Genomic DNA, 17,547 nt, shown 5'->3' on the forward strand with positions numbered 1-17,547 from the left:
CCTACCTATCAATTATGCTAATTCGCATTTTTCTTGCGCTTTGCTTTCATCCCATGGACCAAATTTGCAATGTTAACAGCATTCAAGCCAACCTCATCACGCTGCTGGGCAATCGTGCCATGCTCGATAAACAAATCCGGAATCCCTTTAATGCGGACAACAACATCGTCCAGCTGCTGCTTGGCGTAAAATTCAAGTATAGCGCTGCCCAAGCCTCCGAGCTCAGCGCTCTCCTCAATAACGACAAGCTTTTTATGCTGTGCTGCAAGACGAAGCAGCATCGCTTCATCCAGCGGCTTTATAAAGCGTGCGTTAATAATTTCAACATCAATGCCGTCGCGAATAAGCAGCTCTGAAGCTTCCTTGGCGATCTTGATCATCGGACCAACAGCCAGCAGCGCATACTCAGACTCGCCTTCCTTCAAAACTTCCCATGTTCCAATTGGAATCGTTTTAAGCAGCGGATCGATCTCCACACCTTCTGCATTAATCCGCGGATAACGTACAGCAATCGGTCCGTCATTGTACTCAATCGCCGTCTTCATCATGTGCCGCAGCTCATTTTCATCCTTCGGCATCATCAGCACCATATTCGGCACATGGCGCAAATACGGAATATCATATACGCCTTGATGTGTTTCGCCATCAGGTCCAACAAATCCGGCACGGTCAATTGCAAACACAACATTCAGGTTTTGCCGACAAATATCGTGCACAACCTGATCGTAAGCACGCTGCAGGAAGGTTGAATATACGGCAAAGACTGGCTTCATCCCTTCAATAGCAAGCGCTGCCGACATCGTTGCTGCATGCTGCTCGGCAATCCCGACATCAATCATTCTTGTCGGGAATTTGCTTGCAAAGTCAAGCAAGCCGGAACCGCTAGGCATCGCTGGCGTTACAGCAACAATTCGCTCATCCTGCTCCGCAAGCTCGATCAGCACGTCGCCAAATACTTTCGTATACATTGGCGGTCCAACTGCCTTAACCATTTTGCCTGACTCAATTTTATAAGGAGAGGCGCCATGCCAAGTATGCGAATCGTTCTCCGCTGGCTTATAGCCCTTACCCTTTGTCGTAATAACATGGACAAGCACCGGGCCGTTAATATTGTCTGCCTGCTTCAAAACCTCCAGCAGCGCTTCTGTATCATGGCCGTCAATCGGTCCGAGATACGACAAGCCAAACTGCTCAAACAAAATACCGCTCATTAATAAATACTTGATGCTGTCTTTAAAGCGGCTGACGGTATCAGCAAGCTTGCCGCCAATTGCTGGAATTCTGTTCAGCAATTGATGGACGTCTTCCTTCACCTTTTGATACTGGCGACCTGTTCTGATTTTGCCCAAATAATGGTGCAAGGCTCCGACATTAGGCGCAATCGACATTTCGTTGTCGTTAAGCACAACAATCAGCTTGCGCTTCTCATGCCCGATATGGTTGAGCGCTTCCAACGCCATGCCGCCCGTCAGCGCACCATCGCCAATAACCGCAACGACGCGGTTGGAATCACCCTTGAAATCGCGCGCCATCGCCATGCCGATTGCAGCAGACAACGACGTGCTGCTATGTCCGGCTTCCCACACATCATGCTGGCTTTCACTGCGCTTCACAAAGCCGCACAGCCCTTTATATTTGCGCAAAGTATCAAATTGATCCTTGCGCCCTGTAATAATTTTATGAACATAAGATTGATGACCAACATCAAAAATAAACTTGTCGCTTGGACTATCAAACAAATAATGCATCGCCAAGGTAAGCTCGACAACTCCAAGATTAGGAGCAAGATGACCACCAGTAAGAGACAATTTCTCAATTAGAAATTGACGAATTTCTTCTGCTAATTGATCCAGTTGCTCAACTGTTAATGTTTTTAATTGTTCCGGGCCATCTATTTTATCTAAAAGCACATCGCTTTCCTCGCTTTCAAAAAGTTGTAAACCGTAAAGTAACAGACACTTATTCGTATTATATCACAATCTTTGACATCCAACATAATTACAGCCAACTTGCTACTTAATACTCAGGGCGCTGCTACTTAATACTCACGATGCACCAGGTAGTCCGCAAGTTCTAGCAGCTGGTCCGTATAGGCTAGATCCGCATCCATAACAGCTGCTTTGGCTTCCTCTGTCAGCTTGGCTACGAGCTCTTTACTCTCTTCAAGACCAATCAAAAACGGATACGTGACCTTTTGCTCATTGATATCGCTATGCACAGGCTTCCCCAGCTTCTGCTCATCGCCAATAATATCCAATATATCATCCTGAATTTGAAAGGCCATACCTATATTACGCCCATACTGCTCCAGTTGTTGCAGTTGATATTCGCTGGCGCCTGCAATTCTTGCACCAGCCTTTACAGAAAATACAACCAAATCACTCGTTTTATGCTGATGAATGTACTCCAGCTGCTCAATGGATGTAATTCCCTGCTCGCCCTGCATATCTGCTACCTGTCCTCCGACCATGCCAAGCGCACCAGCATAGCGCGAAAGCTCATCAATAATTTCAATGCCGACTGCAGCATCTACTTGCCCCTGCTTCACCAGCGCGGTAATGAAGCCAAAGGCAGCTGTAAGCAATGCATCGCCCGCCAATATAGCCATCGCATCTCCGAACACCTTATGATTGGTAGGCTTGCCGCGACGCAAATCATCATTGTCCATTGCCGGCAAATCATCATGAATCAGCGAATAGGTATGAATAAATTCTACTGCGCAGGCGGGAGCAATCGCTTTTCGCACCATTGCCTCATCGGCATTAACTGCATAGGCAGCAGCCAGCACGAGATAAGGACGCAGCCGTTTCCCGCCAGCGGTCAAGGAATATTCCATCGCTTCAATCAGCTTGCTTGGCGCGCCATCAAATTGAGCAAGCGAACGCTTCAGCTCCTCGGTAATTTCTCCTGCTACTAGCTGAATATGATTATGTATCGACACAGAATGCTCCACAGTCTATTACTCCCCTTTTTCCAAGCTTGAGGAGGCAAACGGCTTTGTCGCCAAGCCTTGCTCTGTCTCGATCAGCATTTCGATTTTACTTTCAACCTGCTTTAGCTTCCCGCTGCAGAGGCTGGACAAGCTCATCCCTTCCTGATAAAGCTCTATCGCCTGCTCTAACGGCACATCTCCGTTCTCTAGCTGGTTCACGATCGCTTCCAATCGCTCCAGCGCTTGCTCAAAGCTCATAGTCTCATTTGCTGACATGATAATACCTCCTAAACCATTTCATAGAAAGCCTGCTATTATACTATTAGTTCAACTTCTAATCAATCTGTTCAAGCCTGGTCTTTAATCTCTTCTACTTTGCATACTAAGCTTCCATCGCTTACTTTCACTTCTACCGTATCGCCGATTTCCGCTTGGTCAACCTTTTTAAGCAATTGTCCATCGCCCGTATAAGTCAAGCTATAGCCGCGCGCCATAACCTTTAACGGACTTAGTGCATCCAATTGCTTAATCAGAGCGCCTGTTTGCATTTTTTTGTGCTTCAAGCCAGAAAGCATTTGCTCATTCAGCTTTTGCTGCAAATGCTGCAAGCGATTATCCAATAGCTTTATACGCTGCTCGGGGTGCAAACGTGCCAATTTACTTTCAACCTGCGACAGCTTCCGTTGATTTTGCTGCAGCTTGGCCTGCAAGCTGTTGCGCAATGCCAGCTGCAAATAGTCAACCCGCTCCGCCTGCTGTAAAAAGTAGCGCTTAGGCTGTGCAAATATCGGATTGTGCTGCACGCGACGCAACCGTTCTGCGCGCCCGTCAATATATCTGCGCAGCGCATGTGTAAGCTTTTCCTGCTGTCTGAATACAATTCCGCTTAGCTCCTGGATATGCGGCACCGCAAGCTCTGCTGCAGCAGTCGGCGTTGCAGCACGCACATCAGCAGCAAAATCTGATAGCGTAAAATCTGTTTCGTGGCCAACAGCGCTAATGACAGGAATTGCCGAGGACGCGATTGCCCGGACAACGGCCTCCTCATTAAACGCCCATAGCTCCTCCAGTGAACCGCCGCCGCGCCCAACTATTAAAACATCGCAGCCGCAATGCTCATTCATCGCCGTAATTGCCTTGACAATTGAAGGGGCTGCCAGCTCACCCTGCACCTGCACAGGCGCCAGCAAAATATGTGCGGAGGGCATTCTCCGCTTGATCGTCGTAATAATGTCTCGCACTGCTGCTCCTGTAGGCGATGTGACAACACCAACCGTAACAGGAAAAAGAGGAAGTGTACGTTTGCGAGATGCTGCAAACAACCCCTCCTCTTCAAGCTTCGCTTTCAATTGTTCATATGCAAGATACAAGCTGCCTAGACCATCCGGCTGCATCATATTCGCATAAAACTGGTAGGCACCATCGCGTTCGAAAACAGAGACTGTTCCTCTGGCGATCACCTTGGTGCCCTCCCTTGGAACAAATTTTAGACGAGCATTATGGGAGGAAAACATCACACATTTGATACGACTATCCTTATCCTTCAATGTGAAGTACATATGTCCGCTGGAATGATGTGTAAAATTCGAGATTTCACCACGAAGCCATACATCAGACAATACGGCGTCACTGTCCATCTTCATTCGAATATATTTGTTTATATCCTTGATCGTATAAATATGTGGCTGCATCGCCATTGGCTAATCACATCCCGTTCGCTTTCTTAGCCGCAGTAATCGTATTTTTCATCAGCATCGTAATCGTCATTGGACCTACGCCGCCAGGTACAGGAGTAATATAGCCCGCTTCGCTCAAGCAGCTTTCATAGTCCACGTCGCCTGCCAGCTTGCCGTTGTCAAGGCGATTAATCCCAACATCAATGACAATAGCGCCTGGCTTAATATAAGATGCGTCGATTGCATTAGCTCGTCCAATCGCAACAACTACAATATCAGCCTGCTTCACGACCTCTTGCAGGTTCGCTGTGCGAGAATGGCAAATCGTAACTGTAGCGTTTTCTCTTAAAAGCAGCATAGCTACAGGCTTCCCGACAATATTGCTGCGCCCGATTACAGCAGCATGCTTGCCCGCTATGTCGATGCCGCTGCGTTTAATGAGCTCGATCACCCCTGCTGGCGTACAAGGCAGTAGGCTCTCGTCGCCGATTACGAGATTTCCTACGCTTTGCGGATGAAAGCCGTCTACATCCTTCTGCACGCTAATCGCATCGATAACCGCTTTTTCGTTAATATGCTTCGGCAGTGGCAGCTGCACCAAAATTCCATTGATTGACGCTTGATTGTTCAGCTTGTCGATAAGCGCCAGCAGCTCCTGCTCCGTTGTTTGCTCAGGCAGACGATGAACCTCGGAATACATGCCAAGCTGAATGCACGCCTTTTCCTTAGAGCCTACATATACTTTGCTCGCCGGGTCTTCTCCGACTAATACGACAGCCAAGCCTGGAGTAATCCCTTTTTCTTTCAGAGCTGCAACCTCAGCAATCATTTCATTGCGCATTTCAGCAGAAATTTGTTTCCCATCAATAATTTTAGTAGTCATTGTACATCTCTCCTCTTATTGATCCATTCTTTATATGTAAATGCAAGCCTGTCGCAAGGCAATGAAAGAAGCTTATCGCAGCCAAGGCGACAAGCTTACGCTTTTGTCGAATCTAAATTTTGCAGCAGCTTTGCCAGCACGCCGTTAACAAATTTCCCGGATTCTTCGGTTCCAAAATGCTTGGCCAGCTCAATTGCTTCATTCACTGCAACCTTTGGCGGCGCATCGTTGGCAAATACCATCTCAAAGCAAGCAAGACGCAAAATTTGACGGTCAACACGGGACAGACGATCCACCTGCCAGCCTGTTAAAAACTTGGTCAATAGATCATCAATTGCCGCTCGATGCTCAACAACTCCCAGCAGCAGCTTGCGTGCAAACTCATTCGTAGTCTCGTCGCTCGTTTTATCGCTAACTTCATTGTCAGCCATTACTTCTTCTATTACGCTTTGCAGCGCCTCATAAGCCTGCACTTCATTCAATTCCATGCTGTACAAGCTTGATATTACCATCTCTCTTGCTAATCTCCGTTTCATGTATCCTCCACGTCATTATGCCTTAATGCTGTCATATCCGTATGATCTCGTCCCTGCTGCGAATCTGGTTGATGATCCGAGGCACGGAGGAGACCACAGCCTAACGATATGGTTTAAACAGCTTTCCTATCGTCTGCCATATGCGATCCCACGGAATGATTGGACCCGATGCAAACTCTCTCTGCTTGCCCAGCCAATAGCCAGCTCCAACGAGAAGCGCTACAACAATCATATCCCAAAATCCGAAAAACAAATAAATGATGCCAAAAAACAAACCGATTCCTGCGCCAATGATCCGTTTCCAATACTGATTCCATAGCTCGTTCCACATAGATAGATTCACCTCTACTCTACGCGACTTTTAATTGTATTGTTCTGAATAATATTCGCCACATATACGGAAACGTTCGTTACGGGAATCCCTGTAATTTCCTCAACATAGCTTTTTACAGCTTTTTGAATGTCTTCAGTCAATTGCGGAATGGATGCTTCTCCATCCACAACGGTTCGAAGCACGATATCCATGCCTGCATCGGTTGCATGAACGCGTGCGCGCAAATCCTTTACACCGCGCTGCTTCATTGCTGCTTTTAACGCCAAATTTTCCATCGTTTCGATTGAAATCCGAATATCGCCGTATTCTGTGCGCTGATCTACAGATTGAGAAGTGACTGTGCCACGAGAAAGTGAGACAATAAAGAAACGAAGACTAATCAAGAACATTACGATCCCGACAATTGCAACCGTTAACAGCAACTGATTGCTGCCATACAATCTGTCTATTGCATCGATTGCTAGAGAGCCCGTGATCCATTTAAAGCCGACACTTACAGCAACAGCCGAAATAATCGCAATAATGATGCTGTATAAAAATAATAGTAGCTTGTCCACAACTCTGATCAAGTTCTTCATCCTCTCATCTAACGTAATCAACCCCCTGCGCCGAGCGAAAGCTCAGGCTTCAAGGGGGTCAATATCATGTATTACTTCACGCGTGCCGCCTGATCCTCTGACTCCGCTTTTTCTTCAGCCTTCAAATGAACATCATGCACATGCACGTTCACTTCAACAACATTCAAGCCTGTCATCGTTTCGATGGAACGCTTAATGTTTTCCTGCACGCTGTTCGCAACCTCTGGAATTTTGTAGCCGTATTGAATAATTACAGAAACATCAACTGCCGCTTCTTTTTGCCCAACTTCGACCTTCACGCCCTTGGAAACATTCTTTTTTCCAAGCAGTTCCGCGATACCTCCCGCAAGACCACCGCTCATGCCTGCAATGCCATCCACTTCAATTGTAGCGAGCCCTGCGATCACTTCAATAACCTCTGGAGCAATTTGAATCGTACCCATGTCTGTTTTCTCGTATTCAGCGATTATACTCATGTTAGTTACACCTCCAAATTATCAATACATGCATATGGTCATGCTTACCAATGTTACTTATTTCTATACTATAACATTGCGTAAGAATTATGACAAACGATATTGCTTTTTGGAATGCATGTTCAAATTATCGTTTATAATGTACTGATTTTTTTAGGAAGCACCGTTAATATCATGCTCCTCCAGGAATTTGATATCAAAATCGCCGCTAATAAACTTCTCATGATCCAACACTTTCAAATGGAACGGGATCGTCGTTTTAATCCCATCAATCGCAAATTCATGCAGCGCGCGCTTCATTCGTTGAATCGCTTCCTCGCGCGTTGCTCCCCAGACGATCAGCTTGGCAATCATCGAATCGTAATGCGGGGAAATGGTATAGCCCGGGTAAACCGCGCTGTCCACACGCACACCGATGCCGCCTGGAGCAAGGTAGAATGGAATATGACCAGCCGACGGCATAAAGTTCCGCTCCGAATCCTCTGCGTTGATACGGCATTCAATCGACCAGCCATGGATGCTAAGATCCTCTTGGCTGAATGATAGCGGATTCCCTTCAGCGACTGAAATCATTTCCTTGATCAAGTCAACATGCGTAATCATTTCGGTTACTGGATGCTCAACCTGAATGCGCGTGTTCATTTCCATGAAGTAGAACTTGCCGTCAGGTCCAAGCAAAAACTCTAGCGTGCCGGCACCTGAATATTGAACGGCAAGCGCAGCACGAACCGCAGCCTGCCCCATTGCTTCACGCAGCTCAGGCGACAGAGTCGAGCAAGGCGCCTCTTCAATCAGCTTTTGCCGACGGCGCTGCACAGAGCAATCACGCTCAAACAAATGAACGGCATTGCCATGCTTGTCAGCCATTACTTGCACCTCGACATGCTTCATGCCTGTCAAATATTTTTCCAAATAGACGCCGCCATTGCCGAAATTATTTAACGCCTCCTGCTGCGCAGTCGTAATTTGCGAAATAAGACTCGCTTCATCCTCGGCAATACGAATGCCCTTTCCGCCGCCACCTGCAGTTGCTTTTATAATAACCGGATAGCCGATATCGCGCGCGACCATAATCGCTTCGTCAATATCCTCAATTAGTCCGTCAGAGCCAGGAATGACAGGCACATTGGCATCCTTCATCGTTTGCTTCGCAACAGCCTTGTCTCCCATTTTGCTAATCGCTTCCGGGGACGGACCGATAAATGTAATATTGCAAGACTCGCAAATTTCCGCAAAGTCAGCGTTTTCAGCTAAAAAGCCGTAGCCTGGATGAATGGCATCACATTCAGTCAGCGTAGCCACGCTCATAATATTCGTCAAATTCAAGTAGCTGTCCTTGGATGCTACAGGTCCGATGCAATATGCCTCATCTGCCAGCTTCACATGCAGCGAGTCGCGATCAGCCTCGGAATAAACCGCTACAGATTGAATGCCAAGCTCACGGCATGCTCGAATGATTCGAACCGCGATTTCACCACGATTGGCAATAAGAATTTTTTGGAATTTCACTTTAATGAGAACCCCTTTCAACCATCTATTTCAGACAGTGGCAAACAGCTAGTCCGCTTTAACAAGGAATAATGGCTGTCCGAATTCAACCAGTTGTCCATTGGATACTAGAACTTCTACAATTTCACCATTTACTTCTGCTTCTAATTCATTCATTAGCTTCATTGCTTCAAGAATACATACAACAGTTTTCGTATTGACGCGATCGCCAGCTTTAACAAATGGTGGCGCATCAGGCGAAGGAGCGCTATAGAAGGTACCTACCATTGGAGACGTAATTTTGTGATAGTTCTCCGAAGCTGCTGTCGGTTGTACAGGAGCGGGTGCTTCAGCTTGAGCAGCTGCAGGCTGTGGAGCAGTCGGCTGTGCAGCAATCGCAGCAGCTGGCTGTGTATATGTATGCATAACTGGAGCCGTTTGCACCGTAACCACTTCAGAATTTTTTGGCTTGCGAATATGGAGTCGAGCACCCTCGTTCTCAATTTCGAGCTCTTCAACGGATGTTTGATCAACTAATTTGATTAACTCTTTAATTTCGCTCAACTTAAACATGAACGTTATCACTCCTTTTTTTACATAACGTCTAACATTATATCACATTCTTATCATAACACGAATTATTTTTTACTACAGCCTGTGAAAATAAAACATAACTCCATTAATTTGCGAACAATCGCATTAATGGAGTTATGCACTTTTATTATGGATTAGCAACAAATTCTACAGATACCTGATCAGGACGAACATCCAGCTCGGTAATGACGCGGTCTAAAATTTCCGCAGCCTGCTTTTTCTCTGGTGTATCGCTCGTCACCACTACTTTGTATTTGTCATTCACTTCTTCTGAAATAACTGCCACCTCATAGGTTTCCATCAAGCTGTTTTCAAGCTGGCTGAACTTCTCCATTTTTTCTTCAAGCTGTGCCATTTCCTCAATCGCTTCAAGCGATGTATCGGAGTCGTTCGTTACATCTGCCAGCACTGACATGATGCGATTTTCTTCATCTCCAATGCGGTTTTCACGCTTGGTCAAAATTTCGCTAAGGCCGCTGCTTTCAAAGTATCCTTCTTTTTCCAGCTGGCTCAATACTTGCTGATCGGCGTCATTAATCGTATATTCGCTGCCATCCTCTGCCGTATTGCTGGCGACTGTCCCGCTGTTTTCCCCCATTGAGCTTACCTCTGCGCTGTTTTCCAGATGTGTTGCATCGCTTACCTCATCCTTGCCGGTAATATCTTGGGTGAAGAGGTAGTAAGCGGACAGAATAACCATTAAGCTGAGCATTGAAACAAGCCAAATTGTTTGTCTTCTAGTGTTCATAATAAACCCTCCAACATGATTTATGATTTTTTGCTCGGAACAACTGAGATCCGAGTTGGAACGACATTCATCCCTTTTTCAACTGCTTGTATAATCAATTTTCGTACAGCTGCGTCTTCAGCTCCCTCGGCAACGATAAGCACACCGCGAATGCGAGGGTTGATAACCTTGGTTATGAGCGGCTGCTGTCCATCTGTAGCCTGATAAAGCACGACCTGTCCGTCAGAGGTGACTGTGGTCATATGGCGCTTTCCGCCATTGCGATCGGTTTCGTCCGTCGTACTTTCACTGCTGTTCACGTTGCGCTCCACAACCTTCTCCTCGGTAGATTCCACCGTAATCATCACGTCCACCTTGCCGACGCCGACCATTTTCTCCAGCATTTCCTTTAATCGGTCCTCCAGTGTCGCTTCAATGCTGGCAAATGGACTGTCGGACGAGGCGCCGCCCTTGAATACTTCTTCGCTGCCAAGCTCTGGCTGAGGAAGCTGCTCGATCGTTTCAATTCGCTTGAATGGAAGGTAGGATTGAATGAGCATGAAAAAAATGCCGACGGCTCCGACTATAATAAGCATTCTGACGACAGTTAAACGCTTCTTGCCGCCTGGACCTCCACCGATTAATTTTTCAAAACTGGCATACCAATTTCCCACATCAAATCCTCCTAATTGCTCGCTTGTACGAAAATGTGATCCGCTTTAACATTCCAGCCTGATGATAGTATCGTAACAATTTCTTTAGCGTGCTTGTGAAACTGCTCCATCGCTTGTTCATTCGCTTCAACATGCTGCTTGGGTACTGGCGGCTCACTGTCTTCATCTGCCTGCTGCGCGATTCCCGTGCTTATCGCCGGGATGGATATATCCTCGATTGCTACTTCGGCGACTGACTCTATCTCATTCGAATGCTCAGCCTCCTGCTGCTGCTCGGCAATCGTAACTGTTACAGAAGCGATATAAGGTAGCGTCTGCTTGCCTGCAGCTTCGTCCCAGCCTATCTCTAGCGATACATCAACGATATTGGCATCGACGGCCGCCTGAAGCTCCTGCTGCATCGACTGCTCAATACTGGCGCGCGTAACATCGAGTGCTGCCCCTTCTCTTTGTTGTTTAAGCAGCTCTGCTTCCTTTGTAATTTGCTCGAGGGAAAGCACCTCGCTCTGCTTTGCGTTCAGCTCCTTTTCCCATTGTGAAAAGCTTGCATGAAGCTTGTCTTGAAAATCGACCTGAAACACCTGCAAAACAGGGTTGAGAATCGTAAGCAATAGAATAAGTCCGACTACAAGTCTCGAATATCTGAGCATTTTGCTGTTTGGCAGCACCAGCTCCACGACAATGGCCAATAGCACGACAACGACAATGCTTTGCAGCCATTCCCCCAACCAACCTAACACATTTCCCTCACCTCCTTAAAAAGTTCTGCATCATGCTAGCGCACCATCACGGTCGTATTTCCAGCTGTAATAATGATTGTAATCGCCAAGAAGAACATTAGACTTACGGCCGCCAACGCTGCAAATACGTACAGCATCGTTTTGCCGATCGTTTGCAGGCACACGGCAATTGGAGAATCTCCAAGCGGCTGCATAATCGCGCCTGCTATATGATAAATGAATGCTAGTGCAACAATTTTTATCGCAGGAAATGCGCAGATGACTAGCAACACGATAACCCCCACGATGCCAACTGCATTTTTGGCGACAAGCGATGCCGACAAGATCGTATCGGCTGCATCCGAAAACATTTTGCCGACAACGGGAACAAAATTTCCTGTAATAAACTTGGCTGTCCGCAGCGCCACGCCGTCGGTTACGGAGCTGGTCGCTCCCTGTACAGAAATTACGCCCAGAAACACAGTCAACAGTATACCGAGTACTGTGATCGCTACACCGCGCAGCATATTGGCCAGCTGGGTCAGCTTGAAGCGATCTGTAATCGCGCTGACGATATGAAGCACGGCAGAGAAAAACAGGAGCGGAAATACGACAAGATAGATCAGTGAGCCGACAATATGAATCATGAAAATGATAAGCGGGTGCATGACCGAAACGGTAACAACTCCGCCCATTGAAGCGAGCAGCGTTAACAGCAGCGGCACCATCGCCAGCATAAAGGAAATCATTTTCTCAATCGCTTCTCTCGCATAATCGATTGCGACCATAAAGCTGTTAATCGCAATTGTTACCAGCACCATATAAATAATCGAGTAAGCAATTTTGCTGATTGCATTTTTCTCAAATGCGGTTTGCAGCGTTTCCAGCATCATGCTGAAAATAGCCAGCATCACGATAATGAGCAGCAGCTTGCCGTTGTAAATGACCTCTTGCAGAAAGAAGCTTGCAATGCCTTTAAGAAAGGCCCATACGCTAAAGCCCTGCTCTTGATCTGTAAACATCAGCTCCGTTATTGATGGCAGCTCCTGCCCCGGAAAATATTGCGCATAGTCTCTGCTAAGCTCATTCCAGTATTGCTCGATTGTATCTGTATCCAGCGCATTAACCTGTTCCTCAATCCATTTGTTGCTCAGATCCAGTGATTCCTCCTGCTGTGGTGGAGATGCATGTGCGTAATGAGCGCTCGCAATGAACAGCATGAAACTGACTATGATTACGCTCCAACAGGATCGCTTCATCCGACACCTCCTGAAACCTTTCATGCAGACGGGATATGTCGCAGCCAGATGCATGAAAAGCAATTTGAAAGCTAGCTGCTTCCAAGCGGTAATAAGGAAAGCAAGGTTTCAATAATAACGTTGATGATCGGGATTGCCATCACAAGTATAAATATTTTTCCGGCGAACTCGATCTTTGAAGCGATGCTTTCCTGACCAGCATCTCTCACCATTTGTGCGCCAAACTCCGCAACATAAGCGATTCCGATAATTTTCAAAATAGTTTTTAAGTACACGTCTGGAATGCCAGAGCGAGTAGCCAGCTCATTGATTACGTTAATAACTGCGCCGATTTGACCAATTACGAGCAGAAACAGAAATACACCTGTAAACACGGTTATTAAAAATGCAAACTGCGGCTTCTGCTCTCGCACCAATATGACTAGCAGCGCAGCAATTAAGCCAATACCAACGACTTGGATGATTTCCACGGCATTCACCTACTGGAATAAAAAGATCGACTTAATCTCTTGAAAGAGCTGAGCGATTACATCTATCACCATAAATATTCCGATCACAAATCCAAGCACCGTAATCCAATGCGCAATATCTTCCTTGCCCATTTGCTTCAGCACGGTGTGCATGATCGCAATAATAATTCCAACGCCCGCAATTTGAAAAATTGCTGTTATTTCCATAGTCATCCTCCAACCCTCTATACCATCAATATGACGATCAATATTGCACCAAGTGTACCAAGACTGCGCCACATATTGGCATAGCGCTGCTGCTCTTCACGAGCTAGCGCCTCTTCGCTTTTCAATTGGATTTGGGCCAGCTGCAAATGCTTCAGTTGATCCTCCGCATTACTCATGCCCAGTACACTGCCCATCCGCAGCAGCACCTCTTTTTCACGTGCGCGAAGTGAAGTTACATCCCATACCTGATGAATCGCCTGCTGCCAGGCTTCGTTCATGGAAAGCTCTTGCTCCGCTGTTAACAGCTCAGCTGTAAGAGTGAACAATCTGCTGACAGGCTGTTCTATTCCTTCGCTGCTTTTAATTAGCGCCGTTGGCAATTCGGTTTGGCCATAGTCGATTTCGGTTTCCAGCCGCTGCAGTGCATGAATGAGCTGGCGAAGCTGCTTGCTGCGATTGACGTAAAAGGAAGCCTGTACAAAACCGATTGCAGTTCCGGCAAATAAGATAAGCACTGCGCCAAGCAGCTTAATCATCATCAGTGCTTGTACGATCATAGTGTCCGATGTACATGCGATTCACCTCGTTTCAGGCTGCGATTTCAAGAACCGGCTTTTCTGCTTAAAGAGAAAAAGCCGCTATTTTGCCTGCTATGCTCCAGCAAACGATCAACAGCGATAATGCGATGCATAAAGCCATGCTGACTGCGCTTCAGCTCAACGATGCTGCCAAACGCCTTTTCCTGAATCAGCCCTCTAATTTCGCTGCGTCCCAATACCTCCTGAACATCATAGGCATGCGCTGTTGCGATCACCTTCACACCGCAATGCGCGGCTTCGCGAATCGCCAGCGCGTCCTCTACCCGGCCAATTTCGTCGACGATAATAACGTCCGGAGACATGGAGCGGAGCAGCATCATCATTCCTTCAGCCTTGGGACAAGCATCCATTACATCTGTTCTTGGTCCAACGTCAAAGGATGGTATTCCCCGCACACTTGCGGCTATCTCGGAGCGCTCATCAACGATTGCCACCTTCATCGGCAGCTGCTTGCCATGTGATCCGTAGCTTAACGAACGGGCCACATCACGCAGCATCGTTGTTTTCCCTTGCTGCGGCGGTGAAATCATTAGCGTCGATTGCAAAGAGCCTCCTGGTCCTGCAAAAAGCTTCGGCAGCAGCTGCTTGGCTGCGCCTACCACTTCGCGTGCAATACGAATATTGAAGCCGCCAATATCGCGAATGCCTCTTACTGAGCCGCCATCGAGAATCGTTCTGCCGGCAATGCCAATGCGGTGTCCGCCAGCAATCGTAATATAACCTCGGCGCAGCTCCTCCTCCATTGCATACAAGGAGTAATTGGTAATGCGCTCCAGCAGCTTGCGGCACTGCTCGTGCGAGGGTTGATAAGCTTGTCTTGGATCAAGCACTAGCTTCCCTTGCTCGGTTGCATAATGGAAGCTGCCGCGATGTGAAATCTCAAGCGGCCGATTCTCCCGGATTCGTATTTCCTCCAAGCTATGTTTTACTTCCATTGGCAAATGATAAATGATAGCTTTCAGCTCTTGCGGCAAAATATGAACGATGTCTTCTAGCATAGCTTGAGGTCACTCCTTGCAAATTGCTCTTGACGATACAAGTCTATGCTTGTCTTTACGAAAATATCCCAAATTTTTATCGCAATTGATAGCTTACTAGGGCGTATTGCACCTGCCTAGCTTTAGCTGCATAAAGTATCATACCGATTGCAGCTAAGAAAGAAGGGCTATTCATGAAGGTGCAGGTCATTTCGAATGCTAGTGATACTCACCATGCGCAGTTTATTGGCAAAGTCGCCATCGTAATTGATGTGATTCGCACGTCAACTACGATTATTTCTGCCTTGGAAGCTGGTGCAAGCAGCATCGTTCCCGTGGAGACCATTATGGAGGCAAACACGATTAAGCAGGAGCATGACTTGCTGGGCGGCGAACGATTTTGCAAGCGCATTTCTGGCTTTCACTTAGGAAATTCTCCGTTTGAATACCGCAGCGATATTGTGAAGGGTAGACGAATCATTCTTACAACGACTAATGGCACAAGTGCTATTCTTCGCTCTACCAGAGCTGCCGAGCTTTATGTAGCAGGCTTGGTCAATGCAGCTGCTTGCATCGATTTGGCCAGGCAATCAGGAAAGGATATAGTCATACTATGTGCTGGCAGTCATGATCAGTTTGCGATTGAGGACGGGTTTTGCGCAGGCTATATGATTGCTAGATTGAAGGAAAAATTGCCTGCGGAGCAGCTGAAGCTCGATGATCTTGGCTATGCGATGCTTGCATTATACAAGCATAACAAGAGCAGCATGAAAGAGCTGGCGCTAAAATGCTTGTCGGGGAAAAGACTGGCGGAGCTTGGCATGCAGGAGGACCTGGCTGTTTGCATGGAAATCGACACGTTGCCAGTCGTGCCGCGCTACAGCAAAGGAGAGCTTGTGATCGCTCACAGAACATTGACAGAGAACAATTGATCGGTCAGACATATCTATGCGGCACAAGAAAAAATGCCCGTCATGCCGAGGAGCATTCCCCTCGCATAACGGGCATTTTCATATAGATGATCAATCTGTAATTGCAGTACTAGCGTCTTTCAGCTGGTCCGCCTACAAAGGCCTGCTCATTGGCATCAAGGCCGTATGCTGTATGAAGCGCCACAACTACTTCATTAAGCTTATCCGCTGCAATGACGCAGGAACATTTAATTTCAGATGTGCTAACCATATTAATGCTGACTCCAAGTGAAGAAATGGTAGAGAACATTTTAGCAGCTACTCCAGGATTGCTTACCATGCCTGCGCCAACGATCGAAACCTTAACAAGATCTCCTTCAGACACAGCTTCGCGATAAGGCACTACCTCTTTCATCCCTTCAATTACAGCAAGAGCTTTATCCTTATCGTTGCTTGATACGGTAAAAGCAAAATCAGCCTTGCCGTTTTGCGTTCCGCTTTGCACGATAATATCCACATCAATGCTGTTTTCAGCCAATGCCCCAAATACATTTGCAAGAACGCCTGGAACATCCTCAACGCCCATGATTTTAATTCTTGCAACATTTTTTTCAAAGGCAATGCCGCGTACTGCTACGCCCTGCTCCATAATTGCTTCCTCCTTCACGCTTGTACCCTCATTCTTCGTAAAGCTAGAACGAACGACTAATTGAACATTATTGTGCTTTGCATACTCAACCGCGCGCGGATGTAATACCGCGGCTCCCAAATGCGCAAGCTCCAGCATTTCATCATAAGAAATTTCATTAAGCTTCCGTGCATGCTTTACAACACGAGGATCCGTTGTATATACACCGTCAACATCCGTATAAATTTCGCATAAATCCGCCTTGACTGCCGCCGCAAGCGCTACAGCCGTCGTATCAGAGCCGCCACGACCTAATGTCGTAATTTCTCCTGCTTCGCTTGTACCCTGGAAGCCTGCTACAACTGCAATATGACCTGACTTCAGCGCATCCAATACTCGCTGAGGCTGAATATCTGCAATTTTCGCCTTTCCATGTACAGCATCCGTTCTCATGCCAGCTTGCCAGCCTGTAAAGGACATAGCTTTGCCGCCAGCAGCTTCTATCGTCATCGCTAGCAATGCAATAGAAATTTGCTCTCCTACTGTAAGTAGCATATCCATTTCACGCGCCGATGGATTTGGATTCAACAATTTTGATTGGTCAATCAAGTCATCTGTTGTATCTCCCATAGCGGATACGACTACCACGATCTCATTACCTTCTTGCTGTCTTTCTATGATCCGTTGTGCAACAAGTTGCATTCTCTCTGGCGTTCCTACGGAACTGCCGCCGAACTTCATCACGATCAAAGACAAAGCTGCTCACTCCCAACCTTGACATATGCATACGGTTATATATTATATCATCCATTAGGCTAAATGAATACAGCTGCAGTAAAAAAAGCTGCTTGATTAGTATCAAGCAGCTTTTGCCAAGCC

The 17,547-nt window shown here is 46.9% G+C and carries 21 protein-coding genes; 1 reads left to right on the forward strand and 20 read right to left on the reverse strand.

What is annotated here, in order from left to right:
• Nucleotides 1–17: 17 nt before the first annotated feature.
• The 19 genes from dxs to spoIIIAA form a co-directional block, all read right to left on the reverse strand.
• Nucleotides 18–1,910, reverse strand: a complete 1,893-nt coding sequence (gene dxs, locus KJS52_RS04420; protein WP_213513477.1) for a 1-deoxy-D-xylulose-5-phosphate synthase — start codon at nt 1,908–1,910, stop codon at nt 18–20.
• 128 nt (nt 1,911–2,038) lie between these two features.
• Complete coding sequence (locus KJS52_RS04425) at nt 2,039–2,953, reverse strand: polyprenyl synthetase family protein (protein WP_246563114.1); 915 nt, start codon at nt 2,951–2,953, stop codon at nt 2,039–2,041.
• A 6-nt stretch (nt 2,954–2,959) separates the two neighbouring features.
• On the reverse strand, nt 2,960–3,208 hold the full coding sequence (xseB, locus tag KJS52_RS04430) for an exodeoxyribonuclease VII small subunit (protein WP_213513478.1): 249 nt from the start codon (nt 3,206–3,208) through the stop codon (nt 2,960–2,962).
• Nucleotides 3,209–3,279: 71 nt separating this feature from the next.
• Nucleotides 3,280–4,629 carry an exodeoxyribonuclease VII large subunit gene (gene xseA, locus KJS52_RS04435; RefSeq protein ID WP_213513479.1) on the reverse strand — a complete coding sequence of 450 codons (1,350 nt, stop codon included), beginning with the start codon at nt 4,627–4,629 and terminating at the stop codon, nt 3,280–3,282.
• A gap of 7 nt (nt 4,630–4,636) precedes the next feature.
• Nucleotides 4,637–5,491 carry a bifunctional methylenetetrahydrofolate dehydrogenase/methenyltetrahydrofolate cyclohydrolase FolD gene (folD, locus tag KJS52_RS04440; RefSeq protein WP_213513480.1) on the reverse strand — a complete coding sequence of 285 codons (855 nt, stop codon included), beginning with the start codon at nt 5,489–5,491 and terminating at the stop codon, nt 4,637–4,639.
• Nucleotides 5,492–5,586: 95 nt separating this feature from the next.
• Nucleotides 5,587–6,027 (reverse strand): transcription antitermination factor NusB, encoded by a 441-nt coding sequence (gene nusB, locus KJS52_RS04445; protein ID WP_213513481.1) that lies wholly within the window; start codon nt 6,025–6,027, stop codon nt 5,587–5,589.
• A gap of 100 nt (nt 6,028–6,127) precedes the next feature.
• The gene (locus KJS52_RS04450) at nt 6,128–6,358 is read right to left on the reverse strand and encodes a DUF2273 domain-containing protein (RefSeq protein ID WP_213513482.1); all 231 of its coding nucleotides are present in this window, start codon (nt 6,356–6,358) and stop codon (nt 6,128–6,130) included.
• A gap of 14 nt (nt 6,359–6,372) precedes the next feature.
• Entirely contained in the window at nt 6,373–6,930 is a 558-nt protein-coding gene (gene amaP, locus KJS52_RS04455) for an alkaline shock response membrane anchor protein AmaP (RefSeq protein WP_213513814.1), read from the reverse strand.
• An 80-nt stretch (nt 6,931–7,010) separates the two neighbouring features.
• Nucleotides 7,011–7,415 carry an Asp23/Gls24 family envelope stress response protein gene (locus tag KJS52_RS04460; RefSeq protein ID WP_213513483.1) on the reverse strand — a complete coding sequence of 135 codons (405 nt, stop codon included), beginning with the start codon at nt 7,413–7,415 and terminating at the stop codon, nt 7,011–7,013.
• A 153-nt stretch (nt 7,416–7,568) separates the two neighbouring features.
• Nucleotides 7,569–8,924, reverse strand: coding sequence for an acetyl-CoA carboxylase biotin carboxylase subunit (gene accC / locus KJS52_RS04465; protein ID WP_213513484.1), 1,356 nt, complete (start codon nt 8,922–8,924; stop codon nt 7,569–7,571).
• A 48-nt stretch (nt 8,925–8,972) separates the two neighbouring features.
• On the reverse strand, nt 8,973–9,476 hold the full coding sequence (accB, locus tag KJS52_RS04470; RefSeq protein ID WP_213513485.1) for an acetyl-CoA carboxylase biotin carboxyl carrier protein: 504 nt from the start codon (nt 9,474–9,476) through the stop codon (nt 8,973–8,975).
• 148 nt (nt 9,477–9,624) lie between these two features.
• Nucleotides 9,625–10,245, reverse strand: coding sequence for a SpoIIIAH-like family protein (locus KJS52_RS04475; protein ID WP_213513486.1), 621 nt, complete (start codon nt 10,243–10,245; stop codon nt 9,625–9,627).
• 20 nt (nt 10,246–10,265) lie between these two features.
• A complete protein-coding gene (spoIIIAG, locus tag KJS52_RS04480; protein WP_246563116.1) occupies nt 10,266–10,898 on the reverse strand; it encodes a stage III sporulation protein AG in 633 nt (210 codons plus the stop codon).
• A gap of 11 nt (nt 10,899–10,909) precedes the next feature.
• Nucleotides 10,910–11,638, reverse strand: coding sequence for a stage III sporulation protein AF (gene spoIIIAF, locus KJS52_RS04485; RefSeq protein WP_213513487.1), 729 nt, complete (start codon nt 11,636–11,638; stop codon nt 10,910–10,912).
• Nucleotides 11,639–11,673: 35 nt separating this feature from the next.
• On the reverse strand, nt 11,674–12,876 hold the full coding sequence (gene spoIIIAE, locus KJS52_RS04490) for a stage III sporulation protein AE (RefSeq protein WP_213513488.1): 1,203 nt from the start codon (nt 12,874–12,876) through the stop codon (nt 11,674–11,676).
• Between the two features lie 71 nt (nt 12,877–12,947).
• A complete protein-coding gene (gene spoIIIAD, locus KJS52_RS04495) occupies nt 12,948–13,346 on the reverse strand; it encodes a stage III sporulation protein AD (protein WP_213513489.1) in 399 nt (132 codons plus the stop codon).
• A 9-nt stretch (nt 13,347–13,355) separates the two neighbouring features.
• Nucleotides 13,356–13,559 carry a stage III sporulation protein AC gene (spoIIIAC, locus tag KJS52_RS04500; RefSeq protein WP_213513490.1) on the reverse strand — a complete coding sequence of 68 codons (204 nt, stop codon included), beginning with the start codon at nt 13,557–13,559 and terminating at the stop codon, nt 13,356–13,358.
• A gap of 11 nt (nt 13,560–13,570) precedes the next feature.
• Entirely contained in the window at nt 13,571–14,110 is a 540-nt protein-coding gene (gene spoIIIAB / locus KJS52_RS04505) for a stage III sporulation protein SpoIIIAB (protein ID WP_246563118.1), read from the reverse strand.
• A 44-nt stretch (nt 14,111–14,154) separates the two neighbouring features.
• Entirely contained in the window at nt 14,155–15,150 is a 996-nt protein-coding gene (gene spoIIIAA, locus KJS52_RS04510; RefSeq protein WP_213513491.1) for a stage III sporulation protein AA, read from the reverse strand.
• 173 nt (nt 15,151–15,323) lie between these two features.
• On the opposite strand from spoIIIAA, the gene KJS52_RS04515 reads away from it, so the two are divergent.
• Nucleotides 15,324–16,061: a 2-phosphosulfolactate phosphatase gene (locus tag KJS52_RS04515; protein ID WP_213513492.1), complete on the forward strand. Its 738-nt coding sequence runs from the start codon at nt 15,324–15,326 to the stop codon at nt 16,059–16,061.
• 109 nt (nt 16,062–16,170) lie between these two features.
• Here KJS52_RS04515 and KJS52_RS04520 read toward each other — a convergent pair whose 3' ends face one another.
• Complete coding sequence (locus KJS52_RS04520; protein WP_213513493.1) at nt 16,171–17,424, reverse strand: aspartate kinase; 1,254 nt, start codon at nt 17,422–17,424, stop codon at nt 16,171–16,173.
• Between the last annotated feature and the right edge of the window lie 123 nt (nt 17,425–17,547).

The sequence above is a fragment of the Paenibacillus montaniterrae genome, assembly GCF_018403185.1.
In the GTDB taxonomy this organism is placed as follows: domain Bacteria; phylum Bacillota; class Bacilli; order Paenibacillales; family Paenibacillaceae; genus Pristimantibacillus; species Pristimantibacillus montaniterrae.